15 protein-coding genes are annotated in these 19,778 nt (G+C 52.5%); 8 read left to right on the plus strand and 7 right to left on the minus strand.

Translation table 11 applies throughout. The annotated features are described in order from the left end of the window. Window positions 1-19: 19 nt before the first annotated feature. The 3 genes from IAE55_RS17355 to IAE55_RS17365 are packed head-to-tail and all read left to right on the plus strand — an operon-like array spanning window position 20 to window position 5,758. Window positions 20-1,828: a cache domain-containing sensor histidine kinase gene (locus IAE55_RS17355; protein ID WP_200633342.1), complete on the plus strand. Its 1,809-nt coding sequence runs from the start codon at window positions 20-22 to the stop codon at window positions 1,826-1,828. Then, entirely contained in the window at window positions 1,818-3,410 is a 1,593-nt protein-coding gene (locus IAE55_RS17360; protein ID WP_200633343.1) for a response regulator transcription factor, read from the plus strand. Before IAE55_RS17355 ends, IAE55_RS17360 begins: the two co-directional genes overlap by 11 nt. Before the next feature lie 29 nt (window positions 3,411-3,439). Then, window positions 3,440-5,758, plus strand: a complete 2,319-nt coding sequence (locus IAE55_RS17365; protein WP_200633344.1) for a glycoside hydrolase family 3 N-terminal domain-containing protein — start codon at window positions 3,440-3,442, stop codon at window positions 5,756-5,758. Between the two features lie 104 nt (window positions 5,759-5,862). Here the strand turns inward: IAE55_RS17365 and IAE55_RS17370 are convergent, their stop codons facing one another. The 5 genes from IAE55_RS17370 to IAE55_RS17390 form a co-directional block, all read right to left on the minus strand. Beyond that, window positions 5,863-6,699 (minus strand): 1,4-dihydroxy-6-naphthoate synthase, encoded by an 837-nt coding sequence (locus IAE55_RS17370; RefSeq protein WP_200633345.1) that lies wholly within the window; start codon window positions 6,697-6,699, stop codon window positions 5,863-5,865. Next, a complete protein-coding gene (locus IAE55_RS17375; RefSeq protein WP_200633346.1) occupies window positions 6,696-7,364 on the minus strand; it encodes a futalosine hydrolase in 669 nt (222 codons plus the stop codon). Before IAE55_RS17375 ends, IAE55_RS17370 begins: the two co-directional genes overlap by 4 nt. Window positions 7,365-7,541: 177 nt before the next feature. Beyond that, a complete protein-coding gene (locus IAE55_RS17380; protein WP_200633347.1) occupies window positions 7,542-8,678 on the minus strand; it encodes a Ger(x)C family spore germination protein in 1,137 nt (378 codons plus the stop codon). 3 nt (window positions 8,679-8,681) lie between these two features. Then, on the minus strand, window positions 8,682-10,166 hold the full coding sequence (locus IAE55_RS17385) for a spore germination protein (protein ID WP_200633348.1): 1,485 nt from the start codon (window positions 10,164-10,166) through the stop codon (window positions 8,682-8,684). Beyond that, on the minus strand, window positions 10,156-11,253 hold the full coding sequence (locus IAE55_RS17390) for a GerAB/ArcD/ProY family transporter (protein ID WP_200633349.1): 1,098 nt from the start codon (window positions 11,251-11,253) through the stop codon (window positions 10,156-10,158). The genes IAE55_RS17385 and IAE55_RS17390 overlap by 11 nt, the downstream gene beginning before the upstream one ends. Window positions 11,254-11,469: 216 nt before the next feature. Between IAE55_RS17390 and IAE55_RS17395 the strand changes: the two genes are divergently transcribed. Beyond that, on the plus strand, window positions 11,470-12,492 hold the full coding sequence (locus IAE55_RS17395; RefSeq protein WP_234489619.1) for a UDP-N-acetylmuramate dehydrogenase: 1,023 nt from the start codon (window positions 11,470-11,472) through the stop codon (window positions 12,490-12,492). Window positions 12,493-12,688: 196 nt separating this feature from the next. Beyond that, window positions 12,689-13,288, plus strand: a complete 600-nt coding sequence (locus tag IAE55_RS17400) for a nitroreductase family protein (protein WP_076167585.1) — start codon at window positions 12,689-12,691, stop codon at window positions 13,286-13,288. A gap of 77 nt (window positions 13,289-13,365) precedes the next feature. Here IAE55_RS17400 and IAE55_RS17405 read toward each other — a convergent pair whose 3' ends face one another. Then, window positions 13,366-13,803, minus strand: a complete 438-nt coding sequence (locus tag IAE55_RS17405) for a MarR family winged helix-turn-helix transcriptional regulator (protein ID WP_116231741.1) — start codon at window positions 13,801-13,803, stop codon at window positions 13,366-13,368. Between the two features lie 173 nt (window positions 13,804-13,976). Between IAE55_RS17405 and IAE55_RS17410 the strand changes: the two genes are divergently transcribed. Beyond that, a complete protein-coding gene (locus IAE55_RS17410; RefSeq protein ID WP_200633350.1) occupies window positions 13,977-15,521 on the plus strand; it encodes an MDR family MFS transporter in 1,545 nt (514 codons plus the stop codon). 219 nt (window positions 15,522-15,740) lie between these two features. Beyond that, on the plus strand, window positions 15,741-17,177 hold the full coding sequence (locus IAE55_RS17415; RefSeq protein ID WP_200633351.1) for an MDR family MFS transporter: 1,437 nt from the start codon (window positions 15,741-15,743) through the stop codon (window positions 17,175-17,177). A 385-nt stretch (window positions 17,178-17,562) separates the two neighbouring features. Here the strand turns inward: IAE55_RS17415 and IAE55_RS17420 are convergent, their stop codons facing one another. Beyond that, a complete protein-coding gene (locus IAE55_RS17420; protein WP_200633352.1) occupies window positions 17,563-18,348 on the minus strand; it encodes an alpha/beta hydrolase in 786 nt (261 codons plus the stop codon). A 237-nt stretch (window positions 18,349-18,585) separates the two neighbouring features. Here IAE55_RS17420 and IAE55_RS17425 point away from each other — a divergent pair, with 237 nt between their 5' ends. Next, window positions 18,586-19,563: a helix-turn-helix transcriptional regulator gene (locus IAE55_RS17425; protein ID WP_325168653.1), complete on the plus strand. Its 978-nt coding sequence runs from the start codon at window positions 18,586-18,588 to the stop codon at window positions 19,561-19,563. The last annotated feature ends 215 nt before the right edge of the window (window positions 19,564-19,778 follow it).

Here is a 19,778-nt window from a genome sequence, read left to right on the forward strand (position 1 = left end):
GCCTGAAGGAGAAGATCGTATGAAGACAAGCTTCAGAAGGCATCTAGGCAATTTCAGCTTGAAAAAGAAGGCGCTTGTCATATTTTTGCTGTTCGTCCTTTTGCCGACTCTCGGCGTTGGCGTCGTCGTTCAGCATAAATTTAATCAGATCCTGGAAGAGCGCTTTATCAACTCGACCAAACGCAATTTGGACAATGTAACGAATCAGCTTGAAGAACAGACCGCGATGGTGAAGGACATTGCCAATTATTTGATCCTCAGCCCGGATATGAGGACTTTTTTAAGAAGCAGCCCTCCGCTCACGAGCGATCAAAAGACGGATCTCAAGCGGAAGATCGAAGACTTTCTGACGTTCCAGCTGATGTCGAAGAGCTACATCCGTTCGATTGAAATTTCGGGACTGAACGGAAGTTTTATCGGGATGGGAGAACCGTTTTACGGGGACGAGTCGCGGTGGATGGAGCAGGCGAGGCAGCGGAAGGGAGGGATCGTCTGGACGGAAGGGTATGAGCTGAACAGCGGATGGAACGGACGTGTCCGCGTGCTGTCCTTGTTTCGTTTGCTTAATTCGTACAGCGAAATTACTAAACCTCTGGGCAGCTTGATCATTCGTCTGGATGAGGCGAGCATCGTGGAGCTTCTGGAAAAAGGGATTATCGAGGAGGGCAGCGGGAGCGTGTTCATCGTTGGGGATCAGGGGCAGATGATTATGGAATCGAAGCATCATTTGCCGAAGGCATATGTGCCGGACGATGCACTGATGAATGAGCTTGAGAACAGCAAAGATGGCTTTATTACGGCGAAAATAGAGGACAAGCGGTATCTGACGCTTTATAACCGGATCGAAAATACGGATTGGACGATCATCTCGATGATTCCGGAAGTGAAGGTTAATCAGGAATTCCGGAGCGTCAAAATATTGATGATCTTCATTATCGCCGTGATACAGCTTCTCGGACTCACGGCGCTCATCGGGTTCCATTATACGATTATCCGCCCGATTCTCCGGCTGAAAAAGGAGACGAACCGCGTGACCTACGGCGATTATAACGCTCGGGTTCCGGTCAATTCCCATGACGAAATTGCCGAGCTCAACCGTAAATTCAATGAAATGGTGGTCACGATTAAGGAATTGATTGAGCATAAATATAAGCTCGAGCTTCGTCAGCGGGAATCGGAGCTAAAGCTTATGCAGAACCAGATGGACCCCCATTTTTTGTATAATACGCTTGATATGATCCGCTGGACGGCTAGGCTGGAAAAAGCGTCGAAATCGAGTCAGCTGATTGAGATGCTCTCGAAGTTTTTCCGCAGCAGCATCGACAACGGGAACTACGAGACGTCTCTCTACAAAGAAATGGAGTTCGTGCGGTCGTATTTGTTTTTGCAGCAGAATCGCCTTGGTGACAAGCTTCAGTATGCGCTGTTCATGGAGGCTGGGATCGAGCAAGTGCCGATTCTGAAAGCGACCATTCAGCCCTTGGTGGAGAACTTTATCAAACACGGTTTGGACAAAAATAAGCCGCGGTATATCGTACATGTGAAATGCTACAAAAACACCGGCGAAATCTGGATCGATGTGGTTGACAATGGGTCGGGAATGGAGCCGGAGCGTAAAGAAGAAGTTCAGGCCGCGCTGGAACATGCGGGGGCGGACGTCAACAGGGAGGGCGCCATGATGAACATACACGATAGACTTTCGATCTATTTCGGTGAAGGGTTCGGGCTGCAAATCGTTCAGACTTCTACGGACGGGACTTGGGTGCGGCTGCGGATTCCCGATGCTGACATACAGCTTAGCCTGGCGGTGGATGAAAATGACGGTTAACCCGGAACAGTCCAGAAAAATCAGGATGCTCATCGTCGATGATGAAGCCGTGATCCGCGAAGGACTTCATCATACGATCGATTGGGCAGATTATGGCGTCGAAGTTGTCGGAGAAGCGGAAGATGGCAGAGAGGCGCTGCAGCGAATCGCCGAATGCGGCGGCGTAGATCTCGTTCTCTCAGATATCCGCATGGACGGCATGGATGGGCTTCAGCTTGCTGAGCGGTTGAAGGTCCTCTTTCCGGAGGTGTGCATGATTCTGGTCAGCGGCTATGAGGATTTTGATTACGCGCGCCAAGCAATGCGGCTTGGTGTGACGGATTACTTGCTTAAGCCGGTGGACGTCGATGAACTGACAGCCGTTGTGAAGGGAGTTGTCAGCCGGGTCGACCGACAGGAGCATATGGGACTGCAGGAAGCGAGACATTGGTTTGCAGGCCTTGTCAGAAGCGGTTTTGCATCCGGCAAAGTTCCCGCCTGCCTGCTGGGGACGGAGTATCGTATTGTGGCTTCGCAGATCGCCGAATATCATACCCGGTTTGGCGGAACGGCGTCAGATGAATTGGAAGCGCTCCAAAATCGATGGAGTAAGGCGATTAACCATCTGTTTAACGACAATCATAGCCTGGAATCGGTATCCGTCCTGAAGAACAAAAATCTGATGATTTCGCTGATCGTGGTGAAAACCCCCCAGGAGCGTCCGGTCTGGGATGAACTGCTAAGCGGAATGATAGCAGCATGCATTGAAGAAATAGGTACCGTTTACCTCGGCGTCTCGGCACCTTTCAATACGCTTGAGCTTGCTGCGTCCGCATGCATGGAAGCGGTCAGCCTGCTGCCGTATTATGTTCTGGAAGGACAGCAGCTGCTGCTTCCTGAATACCGGGAAGCGATGGAGATGCAGAGGGTGATTCCAAACTATGACACGGTGACGGCTGTTCGGGAGCTGGTCAGCAGGCTTTTTAAACAGGATCCTGAAGAACTGGGTGCATTTATCGCCGATATGTTTGCCGTTTTTCGGGAAAATGGACTTTTGCTGGGGGATATCCTTCATATTTATGAAGAATTATGGGTACTGCTGCGCCAGCAGCTGCGCCGAAGCGGGATGCCAGATATGGATGCCGGGTTCAAGGCGGCTGCCGACTTGAGCATTTACAATTCATATCATTCCCTTCAAAAGCTAGCGCTGGACGAGATGCTGGAACTGCAGCACCAAGTCAACGTAAGCGGGCTTGATAAGTCTTACTGGATTATCGAGAAAGCAAAGAGGTACATGGATGATCAATTCAGGATGGATTTAAAGGCTTCTGAGGTTGCCTCCTGGCTGAAAATCACGCCAAGTCATTTCAGTTATATATTTAAGCAGAGTACGGGCAAGGGCTTCACCGAATATATGAACGAGAAACGGATTAACCATGCGAAAAAGCTCCTTGCGACGACCCATGATAAAGTATTCGAGATTGCAGACCAGGCGGGGTACAAGGAGTATAAATATTTTGTGTCGGTTTTCAAGACGTATACGGGAATGACTCCGAAGGAATACCGCGGGTTGATGGCCGGTAAAAAGGCTGAGGGAGAGTAGCGAAGGAGATATCGGAAGGGGACTTAAGGATGGAGAAATATAGGCAGCCCGGTTATTCAATCGAGGAAAGGGTCCAAGATTTGATCGAGCGGATGACGCTGCAGGAAAAAGTAGGTCAGCTGAATCAGCGGATGTATGGATGGGACGCTTATGTCCGGACAGGCGAAGAGATCACGCTGACCGATGCCTTTAAAGAGGAGGTCGCCCGCGGCGGAGGAATGGGTGCGCTGTACGGATTGTTCCGCAGCGATCCTTGGTCCGGCGTTCATTATGGGAACGGAATTCCGACAGAGAAAAGCGCGGAAGCTGCCAATAAGGTTCAGCGTTATGTCGTCGAAAATACGCGCCTCGGGATACCGGTACTGCTGACAGAGGAGTGCCCTCATGGGCACCAGGCGTTGGACGGAACGCTGTTTCCAGTCAACCTGGGCGTAGGCGCCACCTGGAATCCGGATCTGATGCAGCGCGCCAGTTCATACATCGCGTCGGAGATCCGGAGCAGGGGAGCCCACATTGGACTTGTATCGGCTCTTGATATATTGCATGACCCGCGCTGGGGGCGTTCCGAAGAATGCTTCAGTGAGGATCCTTATTTGGCTGCGCGGTTTACGGAAGCGGCCGTACGGGGAATGCAGGGCACTACGCCCGAGATGCTGGCGGGTTCAGACAAAGTGGCTGTTGTGCTCAAACATCTCTGTGCCCAAGGGGCCGCGCAAGGGGGGCGGAACGCAGGGCCTGCGGCGATCGGCGAACGGGAGTTGAGAGAGATTCATCTGCCTGGCGCCAATGCTGGGGCAAAGGCGGGAGCAGCGGGCTTTATGGCTGCCTATAATGAAATTGATGGGATTCCCTGTCATGCCAACCATGCCCTGTTAACAGGCATCCTCCGAGAGGAATGGGGATTCGAAGGGATCGTCATGGCCGACGGCGTCGCCGTGGACAGGCTTGTAGCGCTGACGGGGAGCCATGAGTCCGCTGCCGCCCTCGCATTGTCTGCAGGCGTTGATCTGAGCTTATGGGACACTGCGTTTTCCACTCTGGAAAAGGCGGTGAGCCAGGGGTTGGTCTCCGAACAAACCATCGATCGTGCAGTTAGCCGGGTACTTCGCCTCAAGTTCCGGCTCGGACTATTTGACCGCCCATATGCAGATGAGACCCGGGCCATTTCGGCTGTAGGCGCGCCGGGAGCGCGGGAAACCAATCTTCAGCTGGCACGGGAGTCCATCGTCCTGCTTAAAAATACGAATCAGCTGCTGCCGCTGGACATTCCGAAAGGGGAGAAGCGGAAAATCGCAGTCATCGGTCCAAACGCCGATCGCTTGTACAACCAATTGGGTGATTATACGAGCGTGCAGCGGGAAGGGAAAGGGACGACCGTTCTACAAGGCATTCGAACGTGCGCACCGGAAGGGACCGAAGTGGTCTTTGCGCTTGGCTGTGGAATCCGGGACGGATCAACAGCAGGCTTTAAGGAAGCTATCGCTGCCGCCCAGGAGGCGGATGTTGCCGTGTTGGTGCTCGGTGGAAGCAGCGCCCGTCAGTTTAACGGGGCCTTTGACAGCAATGGTGAAGCCATCGTGGGAGAAGGAAGTCCCTCCGAAATGGACTGCGGAGAAGGCGTAGATTTGGCCAGTCTATCTCTTGGTGGTGTTCAGGAACAGTTGGTTGAGCGAATCGCTGCCACGGGCGTACCGATCGTTGCCGTCATGATTCAAGGCCGCCCTCATGCTTTAACCGGCATTGAGGCGCACTGCGATGCGATATTATGCGGGTGGTATCCTGGAACGGAAGGGGGACAGGCTATTGCGGAGATTCTGTTCGGGAAGGTGAATCCAAGCGGGAAACTGCCGGTTTCGATGCCCCGTTCCGCGGCTCAGCTGCCCGTATACTATAATCAGAAGGATCCAGGGCGACCGCGTCATTACGTTGATATGCCTTCTTCTCCTCTATATCCTTTCGGTTATGGGCTTAGCTACACGACATTTGAATACGGGAATGTTTCCCTTTCCACTGATCGGATCAAGGTGAGCGAGTTGGAAGCTGGAGAACACGTAAGCGTAACAGTCGGGATTGTTAATGCCGGGCCGCGCAGCGGCGCTGAAACGGTCCAATTATATATTCAAGTGCGGGAATCTGGAATTAGCCGGAGGATCGCCGAACTCAAGGGATTTCGGAAGATCGAATTGGCGTCAGGGGAACAGCAGAGCGTTGTCTTCAAACTTGGTCATGAGGAGCTGGCTTTTTGGAATCAGGACATGCTGTTTAACGCACAGTCCTGCCGGGTGCGGATCATGGTCGGAGGAAGTTCCGTGGATACAGCCGGAACGGAATTATTGATCGTTCCTTAAAAAACCAATTCGTTGTTTTCAAAATGACTGACATAGATAAAACCCGCCTTCCAGGAGGCGGGTTTTATGCTGTATTGATTGGATACGTACCATCTCAGATCCGCTTATTTACGCAGCGCTTCCGGATCGATCGGTGGGACGAGGCCTTCGCCGGCCGCCCGGGTCAGCAGCGAAGTGATCGCGGCGTATCCGTCGTCCCCGAGGTTACGCGTAAAGTCGTTGACATACAGGTCAATATGCTGCTGTGCAACGTCAGGATCCAGCTCCTGGGCATGGCTCAGCACGTATTCGCGGGAAGCTTCGGGATGGGCCCAGGCGTATTCGACGGACTGACGGATCCAGTCTTCGATCGCGTCCAAGTCGAGGGACCGCTTGGCAATGATCGCGCCGAGCGGAATCGGCAGGCCGGTATCGCTTTCCCACCAGCTGCCAAGATCTGTCATCAAGGATAATCCGTAGGACGGATACGTGAATCTGGCTTCGTGAATGACCAGTCCTGCGTCAATCAAGCCGTCGCGGACGGCAGGCATGATTTGGTCGAACGGCATGACCACGATTTCGCCAATCCCGCCGGGTACGTTCTGGGCGGCCCACAGGCGGAAGAGCAGGTAGGCCGTCGATTTTTCGCTCGGGACGGCAACCCGGCGTCCGCTAAGTTCCGAAGGGTCGGCTTGGCCGCCTTTGGTCAGTACAAGCGGTCCGCAGCCGCGGCCCAAGGCTCCGCCGCATGGAATGAGGGCGTATTCGTCCAGAACCCATGGCAGGGCGGCATAAGAAATTTTAAGCACGTCCAGGTCGCTGCCCGGGTTCGATGCCAGGTTATTCGTAATATCAATATCCGCATAGGTGACATCCAGCTCCGGCGCGCCGGGAATGAGGCCGTGCGCCGCAGCATGGAAGACAAAAGTGTCGTTGGGACAAGGGGAAAATGCAATTTTCATCGTTTCAATACCTCCACTAAGATTGAGCTTGCTGCTTCAAGGGCTTCGAAAGCTTCTTTCATCCGCCAGGCGGAACGGTCCCGGGGACCGATGGCATTCGATATCGTACGGATTTCCAGGCAGGGGAGTCCGAACAGCCGGGCGGCTTCAGCCACGCCGAAGCCTTCCATCGCTTCCGCGGCAGCGTCCTCGTACCGCTGCCTTAACGCTGCGGCGGTTTGCGCCGAGCCGGTCCCGGTCGTGACCGTCAGGACGGCACCGCTGCGAACCGCCAGTCCGGCGGAAGCCATAGCTTCCTCGAGGCGGCGGACGAGCGGAAGATCCGGCTCGAGGCGGGAAGAGCCGAACCCAAGCTCGTCCACGCTGAGAAAGCCGTCCGGCGTCTCCGCGCCAAGATCAGCCGCGATCAGCTGATCGGCAATGACGATCGAGCCGATGCCGGCCCGATCCGTAAACCCGCCGCCGATGCCGGCGCTGATGACCAGGCCGTATTCGTTACCGGCCAGAACGCGAGCCGTACGGGCGGCGGCGGAGGCCGGTCCGACGCCGGCCAGCTCGACGTCGATAAAATCCGGGCTGCCGAGTCCGCGAAGAACCGCCTCCCGCTCGCCCTCGACGGCCGTCATGATCAGCACCCGGGAGTGATTGGTTGTTGATGAATTCATGTGCGTACCTTCTTATCGTGTAGTTTAAAGGCCGTATATGCAGCTTCAATATATAACCTTATCCTGATCGGAGCCGTGTGTAAAGTGCAGGCGGTCGTGAAGACGGATCTCCGTGTGTTGATAACGAAGAATACCCCTGGGCCAATTTTGGCCGCAGGGGTATGATATACCATTTTTTCATTCGATGTTATAGGTGTTGGCATGCTTAATGCTGACTTTAACCTTCACATCATCAATCTTTATTCTGGACAGGACCGGACCCCGGGAGACGGTTTGTTTCCAAAGGTCATGGTGATGACGGTATAACCATTCCTCGAACCCGAACAAGTCGATATGATTACTCTTTGCGTCGTTAAATTCCTTCATGATGTCCTTTTTCAGGATCGACTGGGCCTGTTGTTCCATCATATGATCCGTCGCGTCGGTATGCGTCTCTAATACCGTGGCATAAACCGTAAGGTTGATATTCAAGTTTATGCTGTCTGACGTATCAGGATTTAACGAGATTTTCGTAGTTGGCGACGTCAAATTCAACGTGTTGTTCCGGCCATTCTTCTCAGGCAGGCTGAGTGGATACCTCGGCATATAGCTGTACTGGATCAGTCTGGCGCCCATCATGTCCTCCTCCGCGACCCATCCCTCGTTCACTCCTTTGTTGATGACGTACACGCCGGTGAGCTCCATCATGGATGGGGTTTTGTCCTTTTGGTTGGCCACCCATTTCCGGTCCGTTACGGACAGCACGGGCAGCAGCACGCTGGTTGCGGGCTCCCGGATGCTGTTGACTAATTTTTGCAACTGAATCGGCATTACCGAAGATCGCTGCTTATAGGTCTCCTTCGGCTCGAACATTTCCAGCAGCAGGGGGGACTGATTCAGCGTCGTATCCGCCATGAATATCGACGTGATCGGTTTTTCGGTTCCGTACACCCAGGATGTATACCGCAGCTCTCTGGAACGCAGCAGGCTATCGAAAATATCTTCCAGCTTCCCTAGCGCGGATTTTGTGATGACGATCGCTTTAACGTGCGTCCATAGCGTATGATGCTGGGCGGACCTGTAGATATCGTTGATGGCCAATAACACGGTGGGACCTTTGCCGATCCCGATCCAGGTGGATGCAGGCTTGGATTCCCCGCTGCCTTCCTTGGTACCAACGGCGGAGAAATCGGTCAGCTTGACGTATACGACATAATGGTCCTTCTCGTAATCGATGCCGAGCGCCGTAACGATATTCATATCCTGAACCGCCTTCAGGTCCCAGCAGCCGGTCAACAGCAGGGAGCAGAGCAGAACAATGATGATGGCTTTCATCCGTTAATCTCCCTTGCGGGTATTGTCCTGAGTCCGCAGCGCCCGCGGACGGTATTTGAACAGCTTGACCGGCTTTCGGAACAGCCCTTCCCAGAAATCCCTGGCGATATAGGGGGAAGCGGGAGCCAGATAGGAGACCCCGTAGCTTTCCAGCGTGGCCAGGTGAAGCAGGACGGAGAACATCGCGATAAAAAACCCGAACATGCCGAGGGAAGAAGATAGGAGAAGCACGTACAGCCTAATAATTGCCGTCGTTCCCGATAGAATTTGATTGACCAGCGTATAGGTGGCGATAATCGTCACGGCCACCGACACAACCATCGTGGGAGACGTAATTCCTGCCCGGATCGCGGCATCACCGACAATGAGTCCTCCGACAACTGTAACGGTCTGGCCGACTGGCTTGGGGAGGCGAGTGCCCGCTTCATGAAATACCTGGAACAGGAACAGGATCAGAAAGGCTTCCAGCGGAATCGAGAACGGAAGTCCGATTCGGGAATTCATAATGGTTGCCAGCAGTGGAGTCGGAACCTGCTCGAGGTTGAAGGTGGTCAGCGCCACGTAAAACCCAGGCAGGAACAGAGCGATGAAGAGGCCCGAAATCCGCAAAAACCTTTGCACCGAGACGATGTGAAAGGGCATGTTGGAGTCTTCCGGCGATTTGATCAGGCTGAAGAGTGTGATGGGTGCGATAATTCCCATCGGGGACCCGTCGAACATAATCACGAACCGGCCGGCCAGGAGGCTGGAAGCGACATAATCGGGCCGGCCGACATAATCGGTAAGCGGAAATATGCTTTTAAGAGGCCCTTGAACGAGGTCTTCGATTTGTGTGGTGCCTATGATCGCGTCCCCGTTGAAATTTTGGATCTTCTTCTTGATTTCGTCAACGATTTCCGGGTTAATGATATCCCGGATGTACATCAGCGCGATTTGGGTGTGGCCCCGCTCGGAGAGCACGAATTTTTCCACGCAAAACGACTGCGTCCGAAGCCGATTGCGAACGAGCGCCAGGTTCATGCTTAAGTTCTCGGTAAATCCGTCCTGGGGCCCCTTGATGGAAGACTCCGTGGATGACTCCTCCGGTGACCGCGATGGCTTGCTGCTGACATTCAACTGGTAAAAGGCGTTCATGTGCTGGAAGTACAGGATCAGCATTCCCTGAAACACCTGGGTATCGAGCTCGTACAGTATATTTTGGGTTTTCATTTCCTGTAGAGGCAGCGTTTGATAAGCTTGGATGGCGTCTTTGCCAACGAATCCCGTTTCTTTGTACATCTGTTCCAGCCTTGGAAGGACAAACTGGTTGATTTGCATCGCGTCCGTCATTCCTTCACAATAAATCAGGAGAATGGACTGCTTCAAATCCCCTTCCCCCACCACAAAGGGATGAAGGACGACGTCGCCGCATTGTTCGTAATACTTTTGAAGGAACGGGATATCGATGTCTTCCCGTCTGGCCTGAGGCTGCTCTGTGCTAGATGTCATGGTGTTCTCGTCCTTTCTTTCGGGAGGATATGAGAGCCAAACCAAACAAGACGAGGGCCAAGGCTCCCAAAAAGACGGCAGAAATCGGGAAATACAAGTTTTTTAGAAATCTTATGAAATTAATATCGTTTGGCCCGAATAGGCAGATGAGCAGAATCAGGCCAGAAGCCGCAACGTAGGATACAATTCGCGGTATCTTTTGTTTAATATTCCAAATATCAACCATAAAATACAGGGCGAGAGCAATCCGAATAAACGCCCCCGACAGCCATTGATATATGGAGAAGAAGTCCGTTTGAGCGATATATCTGCCGATCGTGGCCACGCGCCACTCCTCATACGCCGGATACATTTGCCTGGACGCCTCATACGGATCAAAGATCGTGATGGCTCCGATCAGCGGTCCCATGGTTAGTCCGATCAGGGCCAGGGCCAGGACGTATAGCTGCCAGGCCTTTGCAGGCTTCGCCAACTTGGGCTGGATGAACAGGTACATGATGATTTCAAAGGGGCCCGCACATGAATTGGGCAAACCGTGAAATACGGGCTCCCAGCCATGGGACAGCATAGGCAGAAGCTGGCTGTAATCCTTGGTTTGAAAATTGACCGTCATGATAAAAAATCCCAGAAGAACGACGAACGGCAGGAGAAGGCCGGCGGAAACGGCAATGGGCTTAAATCCCTTGATCGCCGCATACAGGCATAGAAGCAGCAGGACAATGGTGGTTACGGATACCGGCGTTTCGGTCAAAAAGGTGATTTTGGCCCAAGTGGTCGTATCAAACAACGTGTAGAAGCAAAGCATGTATAAAAATAAGGTCATAACGATGCGCAGAAGAACGGCGGAACCCAGGCCATACTCTTGGGTCAGCCATTCGTGAATGGAGCGGTCCCCCATTCGCTTGGCCACAAAATAAGTCATTCCAGTCACCGCTAACAGCGGCAGAGTGGACAAGGCGACCGAAATCCACGCATCCCTGCCTGAGCTCTGCAAAAGGAACGGTATGATAAACACATGGTTCATCATCCCGATGGACAGCAGGATCATCATGAAGCCTTGGGACAAACGAGCCTTTAATATTTTCATGCAGTCACCTCCGGTTTCTGGCTTCATTCTAGAACCATTATTAACCGGGTTTTTCCCGCCAATACTTTCTTTCGTAAAATGACACGTGGCGCGAAGGGTGACGATATATTAGAATAGATAGGTCTGTATTTTTAAAGAAGGCTTCTATTGAGGCACTTCATTTCACGATGTACTGGGAACGTGCGAAGACAAGAAAGTTGAAAGTGAGAATTTGCCATGATGATTAATAACCGGATGACATTTGAAAACTTATGCTTGCGGAATGAACCGCTTGCGAACCACTCGTCCTACCAAATCGGCGGGGAAGCGAATTTCTTCGCCATGCCCGAAACGGCCGAAGAGCTGATCACGCTGCTGCAGGGATGCAGAACCCACGGGCTGGACTATTTTTTCTGCGGGATGGGATCCAATCTTCTGTTTCCCGACAATCCGCGCAAGGATACGCTGTACATTTCCCTGAAAAGATTCGTTTATTGGGACATCACGCCAACCAAATGGTTTATTTCCTCGGGGACGCCGATGTCCATGCTGTCGATCGCAGGCTTGATGTATAACATCCCGGGTTACGAGTTTACCTACTTGCTGCCGGGCGGCCTAGGGGCCGGCATTTACATGAACGCCAAGTACAACCACCGGCAGATCAGCGACATTATCAAAACGGTGTATTATGTGGACTTGGAGGATCCATCCCTGTCCGTTCAATCGATTGATGTCAGCCAGTGCAAATATGGCTATAAGCAGTCTATATTCCAGATGAATCCGTGGCTCATTTTGGGTGCGGATATGCTGGCCGTACCAGAGCAATTGGATCCGCAGCAGGCAAACCGCCTGCTGAGCCGCTGGAAGGACAAAGAGGGGATGTCGTCCCTGTCTTCGTTCTATTCGTATATGGCTGAAGAGGCGAAGGCGCTCCAAAGCCGGGGAATCCATCTGCCCGCCCCGATGACCCAGATTGAGGAATACCGGAACGGCAAGCGCCATTTCGAGTATCCTTCCTGCGGATCCGTCTTTAAAAACAATTACGATTACGGCGTTCCCGTCGGTGCTTTGGTCGACCGGCTTGAATTGAAAGGGAAGGCATACGGCGGCGCCATGATTTCCCCTTTCCACGGGAACATGATCATCAACACGGACCATGCGACCGCCGAGCACATTAAATATTTGATGAATGTGATTATGGAGGGTGTCGACAAGGCGTTCGGCTTCGTTCCTGAACCTGAGGTCGTCGTCGTCGAGTAGTCTGTATCAAATCCGAATATGTGAGCATTGTGTGACCGTAACCCGCCTTCACCCGCGATTGGCGGGTTATTTGTGTCACGTTCGTGACCGGGGTGACAATCAAGTTAAAAATCTTTAAATTAAGGTATTGTAATTGGACGAGCGTGTATGTATACTAAAAAAGTAAGTAAGTAACAAAAAGGAGGAAGGTATAAAAATGTCTAAACAGTTTATTGATGCACTCAAGAACAGACGTTCCATATATGGAATCAGCAAGGAGCAGGTGATCTCCGACGAGAAAATTCAGGAGATCGTCAACGACGCGGTGAAATACACGCCGTCTTCTTTCAACTCACAAAGCACACGCGTTGTCGTTCTGCTTGGCGAGCAGCATGACAAGCTCTGGAATGTAACGGAAAACGTGCTGAAAGCCGTTGTTCCGGCTGACAGCTTTGCACCGACTGCTGAGAAAATGGCTGCTTTCCGCGCCGGATACGGCACGATCCTGTTCTTCGAAGATTATGAAGTCATTGAAGGACTGCAAGCAAGCTTCCCTTCTTATGCAGACAACTTCCCAGTATGGTCCCACCATACTTCAGCGATGCACCAATTGGTCATCTGGACCGCGCTTGAAGCCGAAGGTCTTGGCGCCAGCCTGCAGCACTACAACCCGCTGATCGACCAAAAGGTTGCCGCAGAGTGGAACATTCCTGCGAGCTGGAAACTGATCGCCCAAATGCCTTTCGGCAAACCGACAGTTCAGCCAGGCGAGAAAGAATTCAAGCCGCTTGAAGACCGCGTTAAAGTATTCAAATAAGCAGTACGGAATTTTTATACTTAATCAAAGAGAAGCACCTCACGTATTATGCGCGGGGTGCTTTTTTGCGTGCCATTCTATTCTGCAGCCGATTTGGAGCGTCCGCCGCCAAGCGTGCGAATCTGCTCCTCCATGATGCCGCTGACCTTGGCTGCAAAGTCAATGAGCAGCTCGATCTGCTCCGCCGTATAGGACGAGCCGAGCCGGACCACGGAATCGTGCAGCGGCTTGAAGGTCTCGCGAACTTCGTCCCTGGCAAAATAGTCGGGGACGATCATGACCCGGCGTCTGTCGGACGGGTCATGCTCTCTCCGCACGTAACCCGCTTTCTCCAGACGGTCGATCAGGGCGGTGACGGTGCCGGTGGAGAGACCGGTAATTTTGGAGAGCTCTCCGGCCGTAATCGGACCGGTTTCCCACAATATATCTACGGATTTCAAATCGGTGTTGGATAAACCGAGGGAACTGGCTACATGCTGTTGGTACAGGACGGTCCTGGTTCCCAGCTTTCTCATTTGCGAAGCCAATCGTTCTTCAGGTGATGTGTTGCCCTCAGCATTTTGACTTGACAAAAGCAAGACCTCCTCTTAGAATCTGAATATCTTGATGATCAAGATACTTGAATTCCGAGATAATGACTTGGTTTCATTTTATCGGAAGGGACAATACATTGTAAAGGAGCTAACCAATGGAAGCGACGAAAAGCAACATTAAAATGGTCGTAGCAGGGCTTCTGCTGGCCATTTTTATGTCCGCCATTGACAATACCATTGTCGCCACGGCCATGGGAACGATCGTATCCGATCTTGGGGGACTGGACAAATTCGTCTGGGTCACCTCGGCCTACATGGTGACGACGATGGCCGGCATGCCGATCTTCGGCAAACTGTCGGACATGTACGGGAGGAAGCGTTTTTTCATTTTCGGCTTAACTGTGTTTTTGCTGGGGTCCGCGCTGTGCGGTCTGGCTCAGACGATTGAACAGCTGAGCTTGTACCGGGCAATTCAGGGGATCGGGGGAGGAGCGCTCCTGCCGATTGCGTTTACGATTATTTTCGATATTTTTCCGCCGGAGAACCGGGGCAAAATGACCGGTCTGCTCGGAGCGGTGTTCGGATCGGCCAGCGTGGTGGGACCGCTGCTCGGCGCGTATATCACCGAATATGCCGGCTGGGAGTGGGTATTCTACATCAACGTGCCAATCGGCATCGTGTCTCTGATTTTCATTTTGCGCAGTTACAAAGAGTCCCCATCCCATAACAAGCAAAAAATCGACTGGTGGGGCGCATCGACGCTCGTTATCGCCGTCATCAGCCTGATGTTCGCACTGGAGCTGGGCGGCAAGGAGTACGCGTGGGACTCCGCACCGATTATTGCTCTGTTTGCCAGCTTTGCGGTATTCTTCATCATCTTCTTCTTCGTGGAGCTGAAAGCGAAGGAGCCGATATTGCCGTTCTTCCTGTTTAAACGTCGGCTGTTTGCGACATCGCAGCTGCTCGCGTTTTTGTACGGCGGAACCTTTATCATCATGACGGTATACATCCCGATCTTCGTGCAGGCGGTGTATGGCGGTTCGGCTACAAACGCCGGATTGATCCTGACGCCGATGATGCTGGGATCGGTGGCCGGGAGCGCCATCGGCGGGATTTTCTCCACCAAGACAAGCTACCGGAACCTTATGATCATGTCGGTCATTTTCTATTTGGGCGGCATGTATCTGCTCAGCACGCTGACCCCCGATACTGCCCGGATTTATCTGACGATCTTCATGATCATCGTCGGCTTCGGCATGGGCTTCTCGTTCTCGCTGCTGCCGACGGCATCCCAGCATAACCTGGAGCCTCGCTTCCGCGGTACCGCAAACTCGACCAACCAGTTTTTGCGGTCGCTCGGCATGACGATGGGGATCACGATTTTCGGCACCATCCAGAACAATTTGTTCACGAACCGGCTTGCCGAAAATTTCAAGGGTATGGGCGCCGGGGCCAATTCGGCCATGGCCAACGTTGGCAGTCCGCAGGAAATTTTCCAATCGGCCAACCGCGCCAAAATTCCGGCGGAAGTGCTCAACAACATCGTGGACGCCATGTCTCATTCCATTTCCCGTGTATTTCTGTTTGCGCTGATTCCGATCGCCATCGCCGCGGTCGTGGTGGCCAGCATGGGAAATGCCAGAGTTACCGTCGGCAAGGAACAGAAGGCCGCTTCGGCAAAACAGCAGAAAACGGTATAAACCGGTTGAAAAATGCAGGGGCTGCCCGTTCCCACGGGCAGCCCTTTTCAGATTACTCGCAAAAAAAGTGCAATTTATGGGTATTTTACGTTGACGTTAACGTTATATCGGGGTATGCTTTCCATAACGAATTTCGGCCCCGGTCTTGTTGTACGCCGAGGGTCTTTTTGACCGCTCGGCAGCAGCCTTCCAGAGGGATACGATATATGGAGGGAAACTATGGATAGCAGCACGCCCCGAACCGCCACTTCCTTTTGGTCGGTTATCTTTGCCATTTTTTTCGGGAACTTTTTGGCCTCACTAAGTACGACCACAATCAATATTGCGCTGCCGGATTTTATGCAGGAGTTCAGCTCCCAGCTCCAAACCGTGCAGTGGATGGTCACCGGCTTCATGCTGGCGACCGGCATTATCGCCCCGGTGCTTGGATTTCTGGGAGACCAGCTTAGTTATAAGAGGGTCTACCTGATCTCGCTGAGTGGATTTACGATTTGTTCCGCTCTGTGCCTGGCGGCCTGGAACATCGAAAGCCTGATTTTCTTCCGCGTCATGCAGGGACTGTTCAGCGGGCTCATCATGCCGGCAACGATGACGATCATTTACCAGGTCATCGGCAAAGAGAAGCAGGCCTTTGCGCTCAGCCTGTGGAGCGTAGCGGCGATGCTCGGCCCGGCCATCGGTCCGACGCTGGGCGGGCTGCTTGTGCAGTATTTTAACTGGCATGCGCTGTTTCTCATCAACCTGCCGATCGGCGTCATCGCCATTCTGGTCGCTGTGCGGCGGATCCCTTATTACAAGCTGAGCAAGAAGCAGTCGTTCGATGTCGTCGGTTTCGTCACGGTCATCGGCTGCAGCACCTCACTGCTTGTCGCATTCAGTGAAGGCAGCACCTGGGGATGGGGTTCCATGAAGACCGTAACACTGCTGATCGTGGGCTCCCTCATGCTGGCGCTGTTCATCGGCTGGGAGCTGAAGGTCAAGGAACCGCTGCTTCACCTGCGCGTGTTTCGAATCCGGCGCTTTACGTACAGCATCGTCCTGCAGGCGATCATATCCATCTCCCTATACTCCGGTACCTTTCTGGTTCCGATTTTTCTGCAGACCGTGCTTGGGGTATCGCCGATGCAGGCGGGGCTGGTCATGCTCCCAGGCTCGCTGATGATGGTGATCTGCGCCCCGATATCCGGCAGACTGTACACGCGGATCGGGCCGGTATGGCTGTGCATGGTCGGCGTGATCCTGATGTTCGTCGCCACGCTGATGCTGAGCAACCTGACAGTATCCACCACGCGCTATTATATCGCTTTCTGGATGGCGTTCCGGTACGTGGGCATCGCCTTTGCCAACCTGACCGTGACTAACTCGGGGATGAGCGCCGTGCCGACGGAGGAGACGGGTCATGCATCATCGATTAACAATTGGATCAAGCAGGGAATGGGTTCATTCGCGATCGGCATTTTCAGCTCCATTTTGGCCAGCCGGACCGCTGCCCACTTGCAGGCCGCCGGTAAAGTAACCGCGATGGTGAAGGAGAAGGCATTCACGTGGGGCATAGACGACGTGTTTGTCGTTGCGACCGTCATCGTCGCCGTGGCGATACCGATGTCCTTTTTGCTCCGGAGGAAGAAGACCGCTACTGCAGCTTCTGCCGCGTAGCGCAGGATAAGTGCTGAATGATCCAATCAAAGAAGGGCACGGCACGTACACAATAGGATACGCAATTGGATATTCCGTTTTACTTTCAGACCGCTGACAAGCGGTCTATTTTTATTGGCTAACAACCAACATGTGAGCCCAGCTCTTCCAAATATATTCAATTGATGAAGGAACTGTTTATGTCGTTGAGCGAGGCCTGGAACAAGGGGGATGGAATATAGCGGCAATCCAAAACAGCCGGATCCAGTCGATGCCAGGCATGAATCAAGCAGGCTTACCTATACCGCCTGTGATAGGGCAAACAAAAAAAATGCAATAACGAAAAAAATGCTCTCCTTATCGTATAAGGGAGCATTTTTATTAGCGAATCTTTAAACAATTGTATTCAACATCTGAGATGCTGTGTGATGAACAGTGCAGCACGGTCCAGGGCTTGATCGGCTTCATCAAGAATACCTGTGAACGCTTGGAACACATGCGGGACGTCGGCGGTAACGTCAAGGATGACATCAACGTCTGCTGCATGTGCACGATCGGCTAACTGCGTGGAATCGTCAAGAAGCAGCTCGTTGGTTCCGACCTGCAGCAGGATCGGTGGGAATCCGGTAAGATCGGCGAACCTGGCGGGGCTTACGAGTTCATGATTCGGATCCTGTCCTGCGAGATACATCTCGTCCGTCCATGTAAAGCCCTCACGGGTGAAGAACGGATCGAGCCCCATTTTGCTATCCATACTTGCTCCGGAATGCGTCTTATCGAGCCCCGGCGAGAACGTCACTACCGCTGCTGGCATCGGCAGGCCTGCGTCCCGTGCCATCAGGCAAGTCGAGACAGCAATACCGCCGCCGGCGGAGTCGCCGGCAAACGCAATAGACGACGCCTGGGCTCCATTGTCCAGAAGCTCATGATAGGCTGCGAGAGCATCCTCAAGAGCCGCAGGGAACGGATGCTCCGGGGCGAGGCGATAATCGAGTGAGACGGACCGGATACCGGTCTTGTCGACCAGGTTCGCGGTAAGGGACATAGCCGTGTAGGGGGAACCCATAATAAACGAGCCGCCATGAAAATAAAGAATGATTCCTGGGCGGGTATCCTGTGCAGGGTCAACGATCACACCGGGTCGATTACCAATGGTCGTCGGCGTGGTCCGCACACCCGCAGGTACTAACATAGTTGCCATCATGGCAGCGAAGTTCGCGCGCATCTCCTCGACGGTTTGCGGTTTGGCGGGCTTAGGACGCCGCAGCATTTCATCCAATTTCTTACGTTGTTCTCTAGACATATGAATAATCTCCTTCTCTTTTTTTATATCGCTTTCTACCGTAAATCTCTCCCAACGATCCGGCGTATTCATAGTGTATAATATGAATGTGACAGAACTTGTCACTATAATCTTTTGGGGGTGAATATGATGGGGAAGTCGAGGCGCCTGATTGAATTGATGATGGCGGTAAATCGAATGCGGAAATTCACCGTCAAAGAGCTTGCCGAAGAATTTGGTGTGTCTACCCGAACCATGCTGCGCGATTTGCAGGAGCTGAGTGGTATGGGAGTGCCTTTATACTCTCAAGTTGGTGCAGGAGGCGGATACCATGTTCTGACAGAGCGAAGCCTTCCACCGATCTCATTTACGGAAAATGAGGCATTCTCCATGTTTTTTGCTTCCCATGCCCTTCGACACTTCAGCTCGCTGCCTTTCGAGGCATCTGCAAAATCCGCACTTCGAAAATTTTACAGGTATTTACCGGAAGATGTGAAAAGTCAGATCGACGAGATGCGAAACCGAATTGACTTCTTTACGCATACACGCCCGGAACGAGCTGGCTACCTTGAGTTATTGCTCCAAGCGTCCATTAGAAGGTTGCCCGTAACAATCAATTATGGAATTCGAAAGAATGTTACCAATGAAAGAACGATTCAACCCATCGGTATATATGCCCATGAGGGATATTGGTTTTGCCCAGCTTACTGCTATTTGCGAAAAGCTTTCCGATTATTCCGGGTAGATCGGATAGGGTCAGCCGTCTTGGCGGATGCCGAAGCGTCAACGCCTACAGTGGATGTTTCAGAGGTGGATTTAACGAACTGGGGGCCTCATTTCTACAGCACACTGGAAAGCGTAGATGTTAAAGTGAAACTAACGGCAAAAGGGATTGAGTTATTCCGAGAAAAGAGCTGGATTTTCCCTTGGGGAGAAGTACATCGTTCCAATGACGGCACAGGCACACTGGAAATGGGTATCTTCCCGTCCGAAATACCATTCTTTGCTGATTATTTTTTCTCGTTCGGTGCTGAAGCGGTCGTGCTCCAACCGGAAGAGCTAAGAGAAGCTGTCAGAACAAAGCTGGTCCGTGCTCTCGAAGAATACAACGTTCCACAATCCTAGTCTCCCGATTTCAATTTTATTGGGGTGGATGTAGATTTCTTTCTCGAGTTAGTTGCAGAGAACAAGTGTCCTATGCAAAAGTAACTTGATACCTTCACGGCCGTCCAGCTATTCGGACGGTTTTTTGCGCTTTCGCTAAAGTGTAATTTTTAACTTTTAACTGGCAGAAAAATGACAGATTTTAATCGGCATAGTAGAATAATAGAGAAATCATG

The organism is Paenibacillus sp. S28 (assembly GCF_016624415.1).
In the GTDB taxonomy this organism is placed as follows: Bacteria; Bacillota; Bacilli; order Paenibacillales; family Paenibacillaceae; genus Paenibacillus_AQ; species Paenibacillus_AQ favisporus.